13 protein-coding genes are annotated in these 18,258 nt (G+C 59.4%); 10 read left to right on the top strand and 3 right to left on the bottom strand.

Features of this window, described 5'->3' with window-relative positions:
- Nucleotides 1-55: 55 nt before the first annotated feature.
- Nucleotides 56-2,902, top strand: coding sequence for a leucine--tRNA ligase (gene leuS / locus CSING_RS12630; protein WP_042532853.1), 2,847 nt, complete (start codon nt 56-58; stop codon nt 2,900-2,902).
- Between the two features lie 401 nt (nt 2,903-3,303).
- On the opposite strand, the gene CSING_RS13770 is transcribed toward leuS, so the two are convergent.
- Nucleotides 3,304-3,543, bottom strand: coding sequence for a hypothetical protein (locus CSING_RS13770; RefSeq protein ID WP_042532851.1), 240 nt, complete (start codon nt 3,541-3,543; stop codon nt 3,304-3,306).
- A 68-nt stretch (nt 3,544-3,611) separates the two neighbouring features.
- Here CSING_RS13770 and CSING_RS12620 point away from each other — a divergent pair, with 68 nt between their 5' ends.
- Complete coding sequence (locus CSING_RS12620; protein WP_042532849.1) at nt 3,612-5,186, top strand: DUF2339 domain-containing protein; 1,575 nt, start codon at nt 3,612-3,614, stop codon at nt 5,184-5,186.
- Between the two features lie 27 nt (nt 5,187-5,213).
- On the opposite strand, the gene CSING_RS12615 is transcribed toward CSING_RS12620, so the two are convergent.
- Together CSING_RS12615 and CSING_RS12610 are read right to left on the bottom strand one after the other, a co-directional pair.
- Nucleotides 5,214-6,518 (bottom strand): hypothetical protein, encoded by a 1,305-nt coding sequence (locus tag CSING_RS12615; RefSeq protein ID WP_042532847.1) that lies wholly within the window; start codon nt 6,516-6,518, stop codon nt 5,214-5,216.
- Nucleotides 6,519-6,578: 60 nt separating this feature from the next.
- On the bottom strand, nt 6,579-8,264 hold the full coding sequence (locus CSING_RS12610) for an FAD-binding dehydrogenase (RefSeq protein WP_042532844.1): 1,686 nt from the start codon (nt 8,262-8,264) through the stop codon (nt 6,579-6,581).
- A gap of 221 nt (nt 8,265-8,485) precedes the next feature.
- On the opposite strand from CSING_RS12610, the gene CSING_RS13765 reads away from it, so the two are divergent.
- The 8 genes from CSING_RS13765 to CSING_RS12575 all read left to right on the top strand — a co-directional run bounded on the left by CSING_RS13765 (nt 8,486) and on the right by CSING_RS12575 (nt 18,258).
- A complete protein-coding gene (locus CSING_RS13765) occupies nt 8,486-8,644 on the top strand; it encodes a hypothetical protein (RefSeq protein WP_158407812.1) in 159 nt (52 codons plus the stop codon).
- Nucleotides 8,645-8,647: 3 nt separating this feature from the next.
- A complete protein-coding gene (gene kdpF / locus CSING_RS12605) occupies nt 8,648-8,743 on the top strand; it encodes a K(+)-transporting ATPase subunit F (protein ID WP_039672809.1) in 96 nt (31 codons plus the stop codon).
- The gene (gene kdpA / locus CSING_RS12600) at nt 8,743-10,455 is read left to right on the top strand and encodes a potassium-transporting ATPase subunit KdpA (protein ID WP_407637955.1); all 1,713 of its coding nucleotides are present in this window, start codon (nt 8,743-8,745) and stop codon (nt 10,453-10,455) included. The genes kdpF and kdpA overlap by 1 nt, the downstream gene beginning before the upstream one ends.
- Nucleotides 10,452-12,521, top strand: a complete 2,070-nt coding sequence (kdpB, locus tag CSING_RS12595; RefSeq protein ID WP_042532840.1) for a potassium-transporting ATPase subunit KdpB — start codon at nt 10,452-10,454, stop codon at nt 12,519-12,521. The genes kdpA and kdpB overlap by 4 nt, the downstream gene beginning before the upstream one ends.
- Before the next feature lie 30 nt (nt 12,522-12,551).
- The gene (locus CSING_RS12590; RefSeq protein ID WP_042532838.1) at nt 12,552-13,103 is read left to right on the top strand and encodes a potassium-transporting ATPase subunit C; all 552 of its coding nucleotides are present in this window, start codon (nt 12,552-12,554) and stop codon (nt 13,101-13,103) included.
- A gap of 23 nt (nt 13,104-13,126) precedes the next feature.
- Nucleotides 13,127-15,724: an ATP-binding protein gene (locus CSING_RS12585; protein WP_042532836.1), complete on the top strand. Its 2,598-nt coding sequence runs from the start codon at nt 13,127-13,129 to the stop codon at nt 15,722-15,724.
- Entirely contained in the window at nt 15,721-16,452 is a 732-nt protein-coding gene (locus CSING_RS12580) for a response regulator (RefSeq protein WP_042532834.1), read from the top strand. The genes CSING_RS12585 and CSING_RS12580 overlap by 4 nt, the downstream gene beginning before the upstream one ends.
- 153 nt (nt 16,453-16,605) lie before the next feature.
- The gene (locus tag CSING_RS12575) at nt 16,606-18,258 is read left to right on the top strand and encodes a sodium-dependent transporter (protein WP_042532832.1); all 1,653 of its coding nucleotides are present in this window, start codon (nt 16,606-16,608) and stop codon (nt 18,256-18,258) included.

The raw sequence follows: 18,258 nt of genomic DNA, 5'->3' as shown, positions 1-18,258 counted from the left end.
GCTCTATCTAGGGCTAACTGGGCCGATTCCTGAGCGGTGACTACACTGTCAAAGCATGACTAACCCGAGCGATACCACCGCCCACCGTTACACGCCGGAGCTCGCCGCGCAGATCGAAAAGGCCTGGCAGCAGTACTGGAAGGATAACGGAACTTTCCACGCACCGAACCCTGTCGGCCCGCTCGCGGAGGGAGGAGACCTCCCCGCTGAGAAGCTCAACGTCCAGGACATGTTCCCCTACCCGTCTGGTGCGGGTCTGCACGTGGGTCACCCGCTGGGTTATATCGCTACGGATACTTATGCCCGCTTTAACCGCATGCTGGGCAAGAATGTCCTGCACACGCTGGGTTATGACGCCTTCGGTCTGCCGGCGGAGCAGTACGCTATCCAGACTGGTACGCACCCGCGCACCACCACGGAAGCAAATATTCAGAACATGCGCCGCCAGCTGGGTTTGCTTGGTCTGGGCCACGATTCGCGCCGTTCCGTCGAGTCCACGGATCCGGCCTACTTCAAGTGGACGCAGTGGATCTTCCTGCAGATTTACAACTCCTGGTTCGATGAGGATCAGCAGAAGGCGCGCCCGATGTCTGAGCTCATCAAGGAGCTCGAGGTGGGCAAGCGCACGACCAAGGATGGCCGCTATTACGCAGACCTTACTCAGGAGGAGCAACGCCACGCGCTTGATGAGTTCCGTCTTGTTTACCTGTCCAATTCCACTGTGAACTGGTGCCCGGGCTTGGGTACGGTGCTGGCGAATGAGGAGGTCACCGCGGAGGGTAAGTCGGAGCGCGGTAACTTCCCGGTCTTCCGCAGGAACCTGAAGCAGTGGATGATGCGCATTACCGCTTACTCGGATCGCCTGCTCGATGACTTGGACCTGTTGGATTGGCCGGACAAGGTCAAGTCCATGCAGCGTAACTGGATTGGCCGCTCCCGCGGTGCGGAGGTCACTTTCCATGCGGAGGGCTACAACATTGATGTCTTCACCACCCGCCCGGATACCCTTTTCGGCGCGGAGTACGTGGTGTTGGCCCCAGAGCATGAGCTTGTCGATGCCCTCCTCTCCCCCATCCCTTATGACGATGACGTGGATGAGCGCTGGACCTTCGGACACGATGATCCGAAGGAGGCCGTGGAGGCTTACCGCGCGTCGATTGCGGCGAAGTCTGACCTAGAGCGCCAGGAGAATAAGGACAAGACCGGTGTCTTCCTGGGTACCTACGCCACCAACCCGGTTAACGGCAAGCAGGTTCCGATCTTCATCGCGGACTACGTCCTGACCGGCTACGGCACCGGCGCCATCATGGCGGTTCCGGCGCACGATACCCGTGACTATGAGTTCGCCACGGTCTTTGGTCTGCCGATTACTGAAGTCGTCGCTGGCGGCAACATTGCTGAGGAGGCTTATACCGAGTCCGGTAAGGCCGTGAACTCCGCCAACGATTCCATTGACCTCAACGGCATGTCCAAGGATGAGGCCATCGCCGCCATCATCCCGTGGTTGGAAGACCAGGGTACTGGCCGCGAGAAGATCCAGTACAAGCTGCGTGACTGGCTGTTTGCCCGTCAGCGTTACTGGGGTGAGCCCTTCCCCATCGTCTACGACGAGGCCGGACAGGCCTACCCGCTTCCGGAGTCGATGCTGCCCATCGAGCTGCCGGAGGTAGAGGATTACAAGCCGGTGTCCTTCGACCCGGACGATGCTGACTCGTCCCCGCAGCCGCCGCTGGCCAAGGCCCGCGAGTGGGTCGAGGTGGAGTTGGACTTGGGCCTGGGTGATGGCCCGCAGACCTACTACCGTGACACGAACGTCATGCCGCAGTGGGCAGGTTCCTCCTGGTACCAGCTGCGCTACATTGATCCCACGAATGACGAGAAGTTCTGCGATCTGGAGAACGAGCGCTACTGGACTGGCCCGCGTCCGGAAGAGCATGGAGCTAACGATCCGGGTGGCGTGGATCTCTACGTCGGCGGTGTGGAGCACGCTGTACTGCACCTTCTCTACGCCCGTTTCTGGCACAAGGTTCTCTACGATCTCGGTCACGTGACCTCGAAGGAGCCCTACCGTCGCCTCTACAACCAGGGCTACATCCAGGCCTATGCCTACACGGATTCCCGCGGCGTCTACGTCCCAGCGGCCGAGGTAGTAGAACGCGATGGCGCGTTCTACTACGGGGATGAAAAGGTTAACCAGGAGTACGGCAAGATGGGTAAGTCCCTGAAGAACGCCGTGGCTCCGGATGACATTTGCCGTGACTACGGTGCGGATACGCTGCGCGTTTATGAGATGTCCATGGGCCCGCTGGATACCTCGCGCCCGTGGGCCACGAAGGACGTCGTTGGCTCTCAGCGCTTCCTCCAGCGCCTGTGGCGTTTGGCCGTCGATGAGAATTCGGGCGAGCTGTCCACGACGGACGCAGAGCTTTCCGACGATGACCTCAAGCACCTTCACCGCACCATCGCCGGCGTGCGCGATGATTACGAGAATCTGCGCCTGAACACCGTGGTGGCCAAGCTCATTGAGTACGTCAACTACCTGACCAAGGCGTACCCGAAGGGTGCTCCGCGCGCGGCCGTTGAGCCTCTGGCACAGTTGGTCTCCCCCATTGCCCCGCACATCGCGGAGGAAATGTGGAAGCGCTTTGGCCACGAGGACACTATTACCTACGAGTCTTTCCCTGAGTTCGACGAGAAGTACCTCGTTGACGATGAGGTAGAGGTACCGGTCCAGATCAACGGCAAGGTCAAGGCCCGCGTCATGGTGCCTGCCGACGCTGACCAGGCCACTGTTGTGGGCGTCGCTAAGGCAGATGAGCGCATCGCCGAGCTCACCGCAGGCAAGAACGTGGTCAAGGAGATTTACGTCCCAGGCCGCATGGTCAACCTCGTGGTGAAGTAAAGCCAGCATCCACGTTCCGCCAGGCGGTGCCGACCGGCAGGTCGCAGTTCAGGTCTAGGGGTATGTGTGTGGCAGCCGGGGCACTATTTGGTTTCAACTAGGTAACAAAGCTGTCAGTTGCGTGGCTGCTTACTGAAAACAAAGGTAAGCAGTAGGCATGGAACAGGATCCAGCACTCGAAGAGTTCCGTCGCCGATTGGATGCGGCAGAGCGTGAGCTTCATGAAGCGCGCCGGTGGCTAGCCCAGCAAGAACAGGCTCGGGCCCAGGCTGCGGCAGCGCAGGCACCACTGCAGCCTCCGCCTGCACGATTCCCCAACGCACAGCAGCAGCAACCGCAACGGTCGCAACAGCCGCCCTTTCGTGGCCAGCCGCGTCCTCCGGAGTCTGGCCCTCAGCGGCCTATGCCCCGCCAGCAGGCAGGACCGAGTGCGCAGCAGATGCAGCGTCCGCGGCAGCAACCGCAACAGCCTCCGCAGCAGCGGCCGCAACAGGCCCAAGGCGTTCCTCAACAAGCAATGCCACGGCCACACCAAGGAGCACAGCCACCGCGGGGACCGCAAGGACAACCTGTTCCGCAATTCCCGCAGCAGTATGGACCCAACGGTGCCCCGCCCCCGCACGGTGGTCTGCAGCAACCACCAGCGCAGGCCTGGGTGCCTAAGAAGCCACGTAATCCAGAAGACCAAGAAAAGACACTCATCGGGGTTGTGGCAATCGCCGGAACGGTCATCACCCTGATTGGTGTCGCCTTCCTCGTGGGCATGGCCATTCAGGCAGGGCTGCTTGGTCCGCTTGGGCGAGTGATCCTGGCCTATGTGGTCTCCCTAGCGCTAGGCGGTGCAGCGTGGAAGTTCCGTGGCAAGGCGCCAGAAGCAGGTACTACTGCTCTACTGGCGACATCGCTGTACTCAGCACTCGTTACTTCCTTGTTGGTGGTGACCTGGCTGGGATGGTGGCCAGCGTGGCTCGGCGCGATTATCATGACCATGCTTTTTGCCGCGTACATGGCCTCCGTCCACTACAAACCCGAAGGCTTCCATAAGCTGACCATAATGTGGTTTGCCATCGGTATGGCTCTGGTAGCTAGCATTCTGATTGCCCGTACCGGTGTTAGCGCTTTGCCCGTGCTGCTCATGCCGCTGATGGTGTTAGGTTACTCGGCGTGGCGCAGGAACGACATTTTGCGTGGAACCGGAGCTATTGCACTGCTGCTGGTCGTAGCCAACCTGATCATGGGTAAGTCTTCCGATATGCATATCGTGGCCAACGCGGTATTGGGTGCATCCGCTGTACTACTCGTTGGCCTTGCAGTCCACTTCCCCACTAGCCGTAGGGCTTTCGGTGACTACACAGCTGGCTTGCTTGTGCCAGCACTGCTGTTGGGGCTCTGCCTTGTGCGAGTGAACTTTGAGATTCCCGCGTGGATTCTGGTTGCCGCTTTTGCCGCCATCGCTGCGGTAGCGTGGGGCCAACTACAAGGGCGCATTGCGCTGGGAGTGTTCCCTGTTGCCTTTGCGCTAGCTTATAAAGCCACCCAGCTCGCCAACTTTTCCGATAGTGAACATGGGGCAAACGGTGGCATGTCCGATGTGCGCTTGTGGGTTGCGGTTGTCCTCACGGCAGTGTTCTACATCGCGCTGGTGCTTCTGCTGCCCTACTTAAAGCACGGTGCTCTGCAAGCAGCGTGGGTAGTAGGCGTGGTGATCTTTGTCTTTCCTTTGTTCTTCTCGAGCATTGCCGTCCCGCAGGCGTTCCGTGAAGAACCGACAATGTTTGCTTCCGCAGTGCTGCTGGGGCTGGCATTGATTGCAACGTGGTTGCGCAGGTCTCAGATCCATGGGCTCGCTAACAATCGCGTGTACGCTGCGTGTGCGACAGTGTTCGCGCTGGGCCTCAGCATGGTTGCAGTGGTTGGAACAATTACCGGCCTGGGCGGACTCATTACAGGTGACGCCTGGGGTTCCTCCCCGTGGTTTGCCAGCCACGTGGTGGTGTCCGTTGCCTGGATGCTCATCGCCGCACGATTGCTCATCAAGCACCACGAAGGGTTTACTGGCCTGGGGATTCTCCTTGCCATCGTGGCAACGCTGAAGCTGACCTTCTTCGACCTGGCTGCATTGTCCGGTATTTTCCGGGCCCTGGCGTTCTTGCTCAGCGGTCTTGTCTTGCTGGTGATTGCGGTGCGGCGCGTGCGCTCAACTCCTGCGAAACCACAGGAAGAACGCGCTACACCCCAAGGTCACAGCCAGAATCAGGGCCCTGGTGAGGGGCCGCAGGCCTAGCCACGCGCTCCACAGCGCGAGGTGGTGCTAGTCGAGTTCTTGGTTGAGGTCGTCGCGCAAAGACGCGAGTACAGCGGCCACAAAACCTTCGTGACCTGGCTTGATAGTGGCCAGGTGGGTGTCATGGGTAAGAATGCCCAGCGCAAAGAACAGGTCACGCGAGATGATGAGGATAGGGTCCCAGTCCAGTTGTGTCGGTATGTCGCCGCGCAGCAGGTGCACGAGGTCTAAGCCCAGCTGCGGAGCGCCACTCGGAGGGGAGTAGGAGTAGGGAATGGCTCCAAGAATGAGCTGCGTTGCAAAGTCCGGATCGCGGGCAGCCCTTTCACCAAGTTCAGTGACGCGAATGGTCGAGGTGGTACACGTAACCCAATCCAGGCTGAGGAAGAACTCTCGCAGATTCAACAGCGTCTGGTGGTAGTCCTCACGCTTGACGGTTTCATGGGCGTTAGGCTTCGGCAGCCAGTCCTTCAAGCGCTGAACTGCAGCTTGTTTGAGGAATCCAGCGCCGGTGAGGCGTGGAAAGTCGCGGATGACATCCAAGTATTCGCGCACACGCTGACCAATCATGTGGACGGTGTCCTCAGACAGCTCCGGAAGCGTGAAATCCGGGCTCAGCTCTGGGTAGGCCTCATACACTTCCTCGCGCCATTGTTCGAGGAGCTCAGTGGGGAAGCCCAAATCATCAACGTCATCTGAGAAGTCATCCCACGGATGTGGGCTGAACGGATCAAAAGGGAGCCCGGAGCTGAGTGAGGATTGGGTTCCTCCCTCAAGGTTGGCGGCTTCCGTGCCCATCGTCGCCAAGCGCTGCGCGATCGCCGGGTGATAACACGTTGTCAGTCGCTGATTGATCTGGTCAAGGGTGTAATTGGGAAATAGCCTGAAGATGCGCTCCATGTCCTGTGGCGGGACGCCCATGTAAGCCATGGACGCTTGAACGTCGAGCATGACGCTGAACATCGCCTGCGGGGAACCTAACTCAGTGACTAGGTCGGGGCCCTCGCCGGAGATGAGCGCGGGCAACCCCATGACCACCCGGGAGGTGTCTGCGATGCTGATGGTGATGCACCAGTCGCCCTCAGAGGGGTGGTAGTGGACGTCTTCACCGAAGGAATCATAGAAGTCCGAGTCGATGATGGGGAAGATATCGATGGGCTCCGCATCCTCCCGCACCATGAGCTGGCCGGGGCTCGACGGTTCGAGGCCGAGAGCTGCGTGCACGATGATGATCATCTCGCCCACGGTGAGTTCAGCGGGCGTGGCGACGAAGCGCGTCACCGTGAAGTACGGATTCTCCACGACGATGCGGACGTTTCTAGCGAGGTTCATGGTCTCTACGGTAGGGGAGTATGGGCAATGGCGCTGGGTGATCTCTTGGTTGGCTCTTAGCTAGCTCTGCGCCAGGGCTTCGCCCACGCGTTTGCCCGAGTGAATGCAGCCGCCCAAGAAGGTTCCTTCCAGCGCATTCTTGCCGTGCATGCCGCCACCACCAAAGCCGGAGGCCTCGCCGCAGGCGTATAAACCAGGAAGCACCGAGCCGTCGGCGTTGAGGCATTGGCCATCGAGGTTGGTTTCCAGCCCGCCCAGAGTCTTGCGGGTGAGGAACGTCAGGCGCACCGCAATGAGCGGACCCTTGGATTCATCGAGGATGCGGTGTGGGGGAGCGACGCGAATGAGCTTGTCGCCCAAGAAGCCGCGCGCAACGCGGATGTAGTTGACTTGGGCATCCTTACTGAAGGGGTTGTCCAGCTGCGAATCGCGGTCTTCCAGGACTTTTCTTAGGTGGGCCTCCTCAATGGTGGGGGAACCCTCCGGTGCTAGGCGGTTCATTCCGGCGACAAGATCGCTGAGATTGTCCTCAACGACCCAGTCGATTCCGTTCTCCATGAAGGCTTTCACCGCCACGTGCGTGCCCGGGCCCACCTTGCTGGCGAGTTTCTTGAGCTCCTTATCTGTGAGGTCCGGATTTTGCTCGGAGCCGGAGAAAATGAATTCCTTGTCCACGATGGCCTTGTTGAGCACGAACCAGGAATAGCCGTGGCCGGTCTGGCCGATGTGGGCGAGTGCCGCCAGGTTATCGGTGCCGGGGAAGAGGTTGGTGGGCAGGCGATTGCCTTCCGCATCGAGCCAGAGCGCCGAAGGGCCCGGGATGATGCGAATGCCGTGGCCAGGCCAGATGGGATCCCAGTTGGTCATGCCTTCGGTGTAAGCCCACATACGGTCGGTATTGACCACGGAGGCGCCAGCCTGCTGGGCGATGTCGATACCGCGGCCGTCGACATGCGCGGGCACGCCCGTGACCAGCTCTTTCGGGCACTCACCCCAGCGCTCAGTGGGCCACATCTGGCGTACTTTCTCCAGGTTGCCGCCGATGCCGCCGGTGGCAATCACCACAGCAGAGCCACGCAGCTCGAAGTGCTTGACGACGTCCCTCGTGCTCGCCTCTCCACGCACCTGATTGGTAGGGGAGAGGACGCTGCCGCGCACGCCCACGACACGCGGACTGCCCGCTTCGTCGTTCTCGATGACGAGCTCATCCACGCGATGGCGGAAATGGAATTCCACCTGGCCTTGCTCCTCAGCGCGGAGGAGTGGCTCACGGAAAACGCGGACGACCTCGGGACCTGTTCCCCAAGTGAGGTGGAAGCGCGGCACGGAATTGCCGTGACCGGACGCGTCACCAGAGCCGCGTTCTGCCCATCCAATGGTGGGCAGAACATTAAGGCCTAAGCTCTTGAGATAATCGCGTTTCTCGGTGGCCGCGAAGCGCACGTACTCACGTCCCCATTTCTCACCCCAATAATCGTGGCGGTCTTCCTCGGTCACCGGGTCATAATCGGCGGAGTTGGCCCAATCCCGCCAGGCCAGCTCCTCGGAGTCTTTGACCCGCATCAAGGATTGCTCGGGGGAGTTGACGTAAAACAGTCCGCCGAGAGACCAGAAGGCCTGGCCACCGAGGTTGTTACGGTTTTCTTGTTCAAGGAAGATGACGTGCTTGCCACCTTTGATGGCCTCATAGCCGGCGACCATGCCGGCGAGGCCCGTGCCTACGATGATGACTGAGGTTTCGTTCATGGAAAGAAACTTTACGTGATGAAAGAACAGTTAGGGGGAGTATTCAGGAAGATGTGCAGAAACAATGAAGTTCCGGGATCTGTTCGTTGGGGGTAAATGGGGGCGTAAAGAGGACGTAAAGATTCGAGGCTAAAGGTGTAAAGATGCCGCAAAGAAAAGGTAAGTACAGCGGGGTGTGCTCCTAACGTCACTAGATGTCAGATGCCGATTAGGAGGCACTGATGCTCGGTGACACCCTCACTGAGCACGGACTAGTGCAGAACTTTGCACGCGCACAAGGGGGTCTCTCCCACATGTTGGACATTCTGGTCATCGTGATCGTGGTCCTAGCGTTCGGCGGTCCGTCCTCCATCAACGAGTTAATGGATGGAGACGCGTAGAACATGAACACCATCACAGCAGTCATCGGGCTCATCATTGTTGTCGCGCTCGTGGCCTATCTCATCATTTCCCTTATTGACCCGGAGCGTTTCGCATGATCGCTAGCATTGCGGCGGTGGCGCCGCAGTACCTTGCCCTACTTGCACTTCTAGCGGCGGCTTACGTGCCGCTGGGCAATTGGATGGCCCGTACATATACCTCTGACAAAGACTGGGCCGTGGAGCGCCTCGTGTACAGAATTTTGCGCATTGACCCTAACCGGGGCCATAACGCTAAGAACTACGCTCGCGCTCTGCTGGGCTTCAGTCTGGCTTCAGTCCTTGTCCTTTACGCAGTGCAGCGGCTCCAGGCGGTGTTGCCAAGTTTTGGAAACGCCCGCGAGGAAGCCGTGGAGCCGTGGATGGCCTTCAACACCGCGGCTTCCTTTACCTCCAACACCAACTGGCAGTCCTATTCCGGTGAAGACACTCTGACCAATGCTTCGCAGATGCTGGGCCTGACCGTGCAAAACTTCGCCTCAGCCGCAGTGGGCATGTGTGTTGCTGTTGCCTTGATCCGCGGCATCGGCCACTTGGGTTACAGCCGCGATACCTTGGCAACCGAGAATGGTCAGCACCTCATCGGCAACTTTTGGGTAGACCTCACCCGTGGTCTCGTCCGAATTCTGCTTCCCCTGTCACTCATCATCTCCACCGTGCTCATTCTCGGCGGCACCATGCAGACCTTTGGCTCGAACCTGGTTACGGAGTCCGGTGTAGATATTTCCCGTGCTCCCGTGGCCAGCCAGGAAGCCATTAAGCTCCTGGGTACCAACGGCGGTGGCATCTTCGGTGCCAACTCGGCGCACCCGTTTGAGAACCCGACCGGCTTTACCAACCTGGTGGAGATCTTCTCCCTGCTTGTCATCTCTTTCTGCATGATCCGCATGTATGGTGTGATGCTTAAGTCGCAGAAGCACGCGTGGACGCTGCTCAGCGTGGCTGGTGGTTTGTGGACCGTGATGGTTGTTCTGGTGACTTGGGCACAGCACACCCTTGTCGGCGGTGCGTCTCAGTTGGCAGGCGCCAACATGGAAGGTATCGAACAGCGACTAGGCATTGATGCCTCAGCCCTTTTTGCGGTGTCTACCACCGGTACCTCGACGGGTGCGGTGGATTCTATGCACGATAGCTATTCCCCACTGGGCGGTGGCCTGCTTATCCTCAACATGCTGTTGGGTGAAATCGCGCCGGGCGGTGTGGGTACGGGCCTCTACGGCCTTTTGGTTGTGGCTATTCTCGCTGTGTTCATCGGTGGCCTCCTAGTGGGCCGCACACCGGAGTTTATGGGCAATAAGATTGGCCGCAAGGAAATTTCAGCGGTCAGCCTGTACATCCTCACCATGCCGGTTCTGGTTCTCGTGGGCGTTGGTGCATCCGTGGCGCAGCGCAAGCTCGTGGAAGCCTCAGCGACCAACTTCGGTGCACCGGGAACGGCGGATAATGCCCACAGCCTGTCGGAAGTTCTCTACGCCTTTACCTCGGCGGCGAATAACAACGGTTCTGCTTTTGCTGGACTGACGGTGACTGAGCCCTGGTGGCAGATCACTTTGGGCTTGGCCATGCTGTTAGGCCGGTTCCTGCCCATTGTCTTCACCCTTTACCTAGCTGGAAGCCTGGCAGGACAGAAGCGCCAGGCCACCACCGCAGGCAGCTTACCCACCTCCGGCATTACCTTCTCGCTGTTGACTATCGGAGTAATCCTGCTGGTCGCAGCGCTCACATTCTTCCCTGTCCTCACTCTGGGTCCCATTTCGGAGGCACTATCATGACAACCCAAACCATCACCGCTGAGTCGGATAAGACTCCTCGCAGCAAAGCTCCGGAGAAGAGCAGTGGCCTCGCGGCTGCGGCGCTGAAAACGCTTCCGAGCAAAATGTCCCCGCTCGCCCAAGCACGCAACCCCGTGATGTTCGTCGTGTGGGTGGGCGCGGCACTGACCACTGTGTGGTCCATCATCAACCCCAGCTTTTACGGATGGGTCGTGACGGTATGGCTGTGGTTCACCATTGCCTTTGCCGCCTTCGCCGAGGCCTATGCCGAAGGCCGTGGCAAGGCCCAAGCAGACAGTCTGCGCTCTGTGCGCGATGATGCAACTGCCAATCTCATTACTGACTCTGGCATTGAAGTGGTCCCCGCGTCCGAGCTGACCAAGGGTGCCATCGTGCGTGTAGAAGCAGGGGAGACCATCCCGGGTGACGGTGACGTCATCGAAGGTGCTGCCACCGTGGATGAATCGGCTATTACGGGTGAGTCGGCCCCTGTGGTCCGCGAAGCCGGCGGTGACCGCTGCGCCGTGACCGGCGGCACCGTGGTGCTCTCTGATTCCATCAAGGTCAAAATCACCTCCGAACCGGGCTCCACCTTCGTTGACACCATGATCGCCTTGGTGGAGGGCGCGGAACGCCGCAAGACTCCGAACGAGATTGCGCTGAGCATCTTGCTCTCCACGCTGACCATTCTCTTCCTCGTCGCCGTCACTGCGCTTGCCCCGATGGGTCTGTTCACCGGCGCGGAGCTTTCGCCACTATCCCTTATCGCTTTGTTGGTCTGCCTAATTCCTACCACCATTGCCGCCCTACTTTCTGCAGTTGGTATCGCCGGTATGAACCGCCTCGTTCGTCACAACGTTCTGGCCACCTCCGGCCGTGCGGTGGAGGCGGCTGGTGACGTCGCTACGCTCCTCATGGACAAGACTGGCACCATCACCTACGGAAACCGCCAGGCAACCGGCCTGATTGTGGCTTCGGGAGTTAACGAGCGCGAGGCAGCAGCGATTGCTCGCATTTCCTCCCTGGCGGATGAAACCCCAGAAGGCCGCTCCATCGTGGCCTGGCTGACTGAAAACTACTCTTTGTCCAGTGAAGGAGATGCAGAAGCGCGGAGTGCGGAGGTCGTTCCATTCAGTGCGTCGACGAGAATGTCCGGTCTAGACCTGGCTCACCGCAAGCTGCGCAAGGGCGCTGGCGATGCCGTACGTAAGTGGGTTACTGAAGCAGGCGGCACCTGGCCGCAAGAGATCGAGGACTCAGTAACCCAGATTGCACAAGACGGTGGCACCCCGCTGCCTGTCGCCGTGGAAGAATCCGATGGCAGCCGCACGGTAATTGCGGTAGTGCAACTGAGTGACGTCGTCAAGCCCGGCATGGCCGAGCGTTTCGCTGAACTGCGTCAGATGGGCATCAAGACCATCATGGTTACCGGTGACAACCCGCTGACCGCAGCAGCTATTGCCAAGGAAGCCGGCGTCGATGATTACATCGCCGAAGCTACGCCGGAGGACAAGCTCGCCCGCATCCGTGAGGAGCAGGCACAAGGCCGCATGGTGGCCATGACCGGTGACGGTACTAACGACGCCCCAGCGCTGGCCCAGGCGGACGTAGGCGTGGCCATGAACACTGGTACCTCCGCGGCGAAGGAAGCTGCGAACATGGTGGACCTGGATTCCGACCCGACAAAGCTCATCGATGTTGTTCGAATTGGCAAGCAGCTGCTTATCACCCGCGGCGCGTTGACTACCTTCTCCTTGGCCAATGACTTGGCGAAGTACTTTGCCATCCTGCCGGCGCTCTTCTCCACACAGTTGCCGCACTTGGAGCGCCTCAACGTCATGCACCTGCATTCTCCTGAGTCCGCCATTGTTTCCGCAGTTGTCTTCAACGCGCTCATCATCGTCGCGCTCATCCCACTGGCGCTCAAGGGCGTGTCCTACAAACCGGCCTCCGCGTCCTCACTGCTGCGTCGAAACCTCGGCATCTGGGGTCTCGGCGGTGTCATTACCCCCTTCATCGGCATCTGGGTTATCGACCAAGTCGTCTCCCTCCTTCCCGGCCTATAAAGAAAACCTGCAAAGAAAAAGGAAACGATAATGCGTGTTTATCTGCGTAATCTCATCGCCGGATTCGTCGCCGTGCTCTTATGCGTCGTCGCACTCGGCATGATCTACCCGGCCGCAGTGTGGGGAATATCTCGCATCACCCCGAAATCTGCCGAGGGCAACCTTGTCTACCAGGGTGAATGCCTGGTCGGTTCCAGTCAGATTCAGGATGGCGTGGACGATGGGCCCTACTTCTTCACCCGCGCGGAAGGTATGAGTAACTACGGCACATCAAGTACTGAGCTAGAAAGGGCCATCCGGGAACGCCGAGAGGAAATTGCTCAGCGCGAAGGCGTATCCGTGGAGCAGGTGCCTGCCGACGCCGTTACCGGATCCGGTTCCGGCGTGGATTCCGGCATCAGCCCCGAGTACGCGGAGCTGCAGGCTCCGCGTGTGGCCCGGGAACAGGGGATGAGCGTCGAAGACGTGAAGAAGCTGATTGCAGACAATACTGAGCATGCCAGCCTGGGTTTCCTGGGCGAGGACACGGTAAATGTGACCACACTCAACATTGCATTGCCCACGCCTACCCCCTGCCCATAAAGATCAGCTCATAAGATGAAGCAATGTTGACCGAACCGACAACACCCCCGACGCGAGTCAAGCGCGGCACCCTAAAGATTCTGTTGGGCGCCGCTCCCGGCGCGGGCAAAACCTGCGCCATGCTCAGCGAAGCGCACACGCTGGTCGACCAAGGCCGCGACGTTGTCGTTGGGGTAGTGGAAGACCACGGGCGCGCGTACACCAAGGCCCTGTGCGAGGGGCTGGAGATTGTTCCGAGGCGCACTGTCGAGGGCATTTCCGCGGGTGAAATGGATACCGCGGCGGTTATCCAGCGGCGCCCGGAGATCGTTCTCGTCGATGAGTTTGCTCACTCTAATCCGCGAGACGAGGTTCACGAGAAGCGGTGGGAAGACATTGAGCAGATTCTAGAGGCCGGAATAGGCGTTATGTCGACTCTCAATATCCAGCATCTGGAGAGTCTTAACGACGTTATCAAGCAGATCACGGGCATCGCGCCGCAGGAAACGGTGCCGGACGAGGTAGTACGTGCTGCCGATGAGATTGAGCTTATCGACGTCTCCCCGCAGCTTCTGCGCACCCGTCTGAGCAACGGCCACGTGTACCGCGAGGCACGTATTGAGCCTGCCCTCAACAACTACTTCCGTGTGGGAAATCTTACTGCGCTGCGCGAACTAGCTTTGTTGTGGTTAGCGGATCAGGTTGATGAGGCCCTCATCACTTACCGCTTAGACCAGAAAATCACAGATACGTGGGAAGCACGTGAGCGGGTGGTTGTGGCGATTCAAAACGTGGCGCACGCAGAGACCCTCATCCGCCGCGGGCGGCGCATCGCGACAAAATCCTCGGCGGAATTGCACGTAGTTCACGTTGTTTTCGGTGATTCCTTCACCTCTCGTTCCTCCTCGGTGGGAGGATCAGCGCAACAGCTCGCCCGGCTGCAGTCCTTAGCCCAGGATGTGGGTGCACGACTGCACCAGGTTACCGGGGACAGCGTCCCGGAAGCTCTGCTCAATTTTGCCCGGAGTGTCAACGCCACCCAGCTCGTAGTGGGAGTCTCGCCGCGGCGTCGCTTCGGCGTGCACTGGCACGGTACGGTGGCGGAAACGGTGCTGCGTGAATCCGGCTCGATTGACTGTCACATCGTCAACCTTCCCCCGGAAAAACCACTTCCGCTCACACGGATGCTGCATCCTTTCCGTCCCTTCCCGCAGCGCGCCATTGCGTGGCTCAGCTCAGCGTTGGCTTTCGTGGGGCTCACTGCACTGTTGGTGCAGGCGGACGGCCAGGATTTGGGAACAGGCACCTGTTCCGCGTTCTACTTTGCACTCATCCTGCTTGTCAGTTTGCTGGGAGGCCTGTGGCCGGCCGTAGTGGTGGCAGTTGCTTCCGGCCTAGCGGTCAACTGGTTCTTCACCGAGCCGATCCATACCTTCGATATAGCTGATCCGGCTAACGCCGTGATCGCCGTAGTAATGGTGGCTATTGCGCTGGCCGTCGGTATCCTCGTGCGCCGCGCCAAGATTGAGCGTGCGAACGCAGCTATTGCTGCGCGCGATGCTGAGTTGCTCACAGTGTTTTCTCGCGCTGCCTTGAATCGCCGAGCGGATTCTTCCCCGAAAGATGCCGTGATGCGCAAGGTGGGGGAGGCTTTTAATTGTCGTAGAGCAGAGCTGCTTGATGAAAACGGTGACGTTCTTGCCACCTGGCGTGCAGCTAGCCCCGAACGCACCTCGAAACACCTTCATATTCCCGAAAAGGTGCGCCATGAACGGGCGGTGGACACCGTTGTTGCGAGCGCAGATGGCACGGTTCAGCTGCGTCTCGAGGGCCCCACGTTGTCTGCTCGTGACCGAGGTTTGGTTACCGTGGTAGCGGGCTATCTGGCGGGTATTGTTCGCCGCGAAAAGCTCTCTGCTGAAGCCGCGCGCGCAGATGCGATAGCCGCTGCTGATGAGTTGCGCCGAGCGCTGTTGTCGAGTGTGAGCCACGACCTTCGTACCCCGCTGGCGACGGCCAAGTTGGCGGTATCCTCGTTGCGCAACGCTGACATCCAATTCACTCCCGAAGACCAGGACATGCTTTTGGCAGAAACTGCGGCGAGCATCGAGGAATTAACCGGATTAGTAACCAACTTGCTGGATTACTCCCGGCTCACAGCCGGTGCCATAACCGCCCGCCGAGACATCGTCGAGGTGGCCGACGTGGCTAATCGCGCCATTGCTTCCTGTGCCTTTGGACATTCCCGAGAACAAATTGGGCGCATTCACCTCGACCCTAGCGTGCGCGGAGTTACGTGTTGCGCGGATACGGCGCTCATGGAGCGCGTCTTGGCCAATCTCTTCGATAACTCCTTGCGCTATGCGCCAACCGGCGACGTTACCTTGAACGCCCAGACCACCACTGAACAGGTAGAACTGATCGTCGTCGATGAGGGCCCGGGCATCCCACCGGAGAAGCAGAAGGAACTGTTTCAAGCGTTTCAGCGTTTGGGTGATACCAGCAACGACAACGGTGTAGGCCTTGGCCTTTCTGTTGTTCAAGGCTTTGTAGAGGCCATGGGCGGTAGCATCGAGGTGGCTGCCACCCCGGGCGCAACCTTTATTTTGCGGTTTCCCGTCGCGGGAGGAGAACAGAAATGACGACGAAGAAAACCAGCATCGCCATAGTGGACGATGACCCCCGCCTGCTTAACACTCTAAGCATAAACTTCAAGGCTCGTGGCTACGAGGTTTACCAGGCGCGTACAGGTGCAGAGGGACTGCAAGTGGTTTCGCAGCAGCAGCCAGGTGTTGTGATTTTGGACATGGGGTTGCCGGATATGGATGGCACCGTCGTGTTGGAAGGAATCCGCGGGTGGTCGGCGGTACCGGTCATCATCCTGACGGCGCGCTCCGATCCGCTGTTTAGCGCCGCAGCTCTCGACCGCGGCGCGGACGACTATGTGACCAAGCCCTTCTCTATGGAGGAGCTTTTGGCCCGTGTGCGAGTGGCGCTGCGGCATGGCAGCCCGCAGAGTCCCGTGAGGCGCGCCGAGACCGCTGTGGTCCGCGCCGGGGACGTCGTGATTGACGTTCCACGCCATTCCATCACCAAAGGCGGCGAGCCGCTGCATCTGACACCCACCGAGTGGGGCGTGTTGACCACATTACTTCGTGCACACGGCGGTTTGGTGCGCAAGGAGGACCTGCTTTCTGAGATCTGGGGTCCTGGCTTCGAGGGGCAGGGGCACTATCTGCGCATTTACACCTCTCAGTTGCGTCGCAAGCTGGAGGATGACCCCGCCCACCCACGGTACCTGCTCACAGAATCTGGGTTGGGTTATCGTTTCGTAATCCCAGAGACGGGACAGGAGAGCGACCTAACTTAAAGGTGGCGAAAAATGAGACACAATTCTCAAAAAGGGTACCTATTGGTTGGCAGGTAGTATAAACTCCTCGCTAATACTCGTCCGCATGTGGATGCTGAAGGTTCCTCTTTCAGGTTCATGCGGACGGGATGTGCTCTACAAGAAGGTGCTCTCATGTCCTCAACAACCACAACAAAGACCAAGTCGACGCGCGATACATTCAACACGCGTTTTGTCTTCCTCATGGCCGCGATCGGCTCCGCCGTCGGCCTCGGTAATATTTGGCGCTTCCCGTATGTTGCCTACGACAACGGCGGTGGTGCCTTCCTCATCCCGTACATGGTGGCACTGCTCACTGCGGGTATCCCGATTCTCTGGTTCGACCTGGCCATCGGCCACCGCTTCCGTGGCTCGGCGCCGCTGGCTTTCCGCCGAATCAGCAAAGCGTGGGAAGGCGTGGGGTGGTTCAAGGTGGGCGTGAACTTCTTCATTGCCATCTACTACGCGGCGATTATCGCCTGGGCAGCCCTGTACACCGTCAAGTCGGTGAACCAGGCGTGGGGAGAGGACACGGCGACCTACTTCATGAGTGACTTCCTCCAGTCGGACCCGGAGAAGACGTACTCGGGCAACGTGGTCCCGTCCATTCTCGGCGTCATGATCGTCGTGTGGATCATTTGTATCGCGACCCTGGCCACAAGCATCAACGAGGGTATCGGCAAGCTGACCTCCATCTTCCTACCTGTGCTGGCGGTCATGTTCATTGTCTTGGTCGTCCGCGCCTTCTTCCTCGACGGCGCGGCTGAGGGTCTCAACGCTTTCTTCACCCCGGATTGGTCGGTGTTGAGTAACCCTTCCGTGTGGATTGCGGCCTACGGTCAGATCTTCTTCTCCCTGTCCATCGGCTTCGGCATCATGATCACCTACGCGTCCTACCTGAAACCACGCACCAACCTGACCAACACTGGCCTGGTGACCGCGTTCGCGAACTCCTCCTTTGAGGTTCTCGCAGGTATTGGAGTCTTTGCCACCCTGGGCTACATGTCTGCCCAGCAGGGCGTCGCAGTGGATGAGGTGGCCTCCTCCGGTATCGGTCTGGCGTTCATCGCCTTCCCGACCATTATCAACCTCATGCCCTTCGGTGGCCTCTTCGGCATCCTCTTCTTCGGCTCACTCTTCCTCGCTGGCGTGACCTCGCTGATTTCCATCATGGAAGTTGTGGTCTCCGCAGTGGCCGATAAGTTCGATGTGTCCCGTCGAGTGTCTGCCATCAGCGTCGGCAGCATCATGGCAGTCGTGTCCTGCTTCCTCTTTTCCACATCGTCCGGCCTAGTCACGCTGGACATCATGGATAAGTTCACCAACAACCTGGGTATCGTCTTCGGCTCCATCTGCGCACTGGTGGTCGTGGGCTGGATTACCGGCCGCCGCAACGAGATCCAGCAGCACCTCAATGCAGTCTCTCACCTTAAGGTCGGCGGATTCTGGCAGGTCCTGGCCTTCATTGCTACCCCGCTATTGCTGGTCTACTTCCTGGTCAACGAGATCATCACCATCGCGAGGGAAGGATACGAGGGATACTCCTCCAGCCAGATTGGGCTCTTTGGGTGGGCTGTGCTGGGCATCATCCTCCTGGGCAGCTTCCTCATGCCGCTCGTGGCCTTCCGCGGCAACAAGTACCTAGACGGCATGGAGACCTCGGACTACGGTGTGCCGGTCGGCGGCCGCCCGGCCGGCACCCCGAACCCGCTTTCTGCAGGTCAGACGGCAGACACTGCCACTGCACGTGTCAGCCACAATGCTGTGCCTGTCTCGGGCGAGAAATAA

Origin of the sequence: Corynebacterium singulare, assembly GCF_000833575.1 — a bacterium.
Taxonomy (GTDB): Bacteria; Actinomycetota; Actinomycetes; order Mycobacteriales; family Mycobacteriaceae; genus Corynebacterium; species Corynebacterium singulare.
This window is presented reverse-complemented; position numbering and strand designations above follow the sequence as displayed.

Excerpts from the sequence above, each read along its gene's own strand:
- leuS (WP_042532853.1), top strand. The coding sequence starts at position 56 with ATGACTAACCCGAGCGATACCACCGCCCACCGTTACACGCCGGAGCTC.
- CSING_RS12615 (WP_042532847.1), bottom strand. The coding sequence starts at position 6,518 with ATGAACCTCGCTAGAAACGTCCGCATCGTCGTGGAGAATCCGTACTTC.
- CSING_RS12610 (WP_042532844.1), bottom strand. The coding sequence starts at position 8,264 with ATGAACGAAACCTCAGTCATCATCGTAGGCACGGGCCTCGCCGGCATG.
- CSING_RS13765 (WP_158407812.1), top strand. The coding sequence starts at position 8,486 with ATGCTCGGTGACACCCTCACTGAGCACGGACTAGTGCAGAACTTTGCA.
- kdpF (WP_039672809.1), top strand. The coding sequence starts at position 8,648 with ATGAACACCATCACAGCAGTCATCGGGCTCATCATTGTTGTCGCGCTC.
- kdpB (WP_042532840.1), top strand. The coding sequence starts at position 10,452 with ATGACAACCCAAACCATCACCGCTGAGTCGGATAAGACTCCTCGCAGC.
- CSING_RS12590 (WP_042532838.1), top strand. The coding sequence starts at position 12,552 with ATGCGTGTTTATCTGCGTAATCTCATCGCCGGATTCGTCGCCGTGCTC.
- CSING_RS12585 (WP_042532836.1), top strand. The coding sequence starts at position 13,127 with ATGTTGACCGAACCGACAACACCCCCGACGCGAGTCAAGCGCGGCACC.
- CSING_RS12580 (WP_042532834.1), top strand. The coding sequence starts at position 15,721 with ATGACGACGAAGAAAACCAGCATCGCCATAGTGGACGATGACCCCCGC.
- CSING_RS12575 (WP_042532832.1), top strand. The coding sequence starts at position 16,606 with ATGTCCTCAACAACCACAACAAAGACCAAGTCGACGCGCGATACATTC.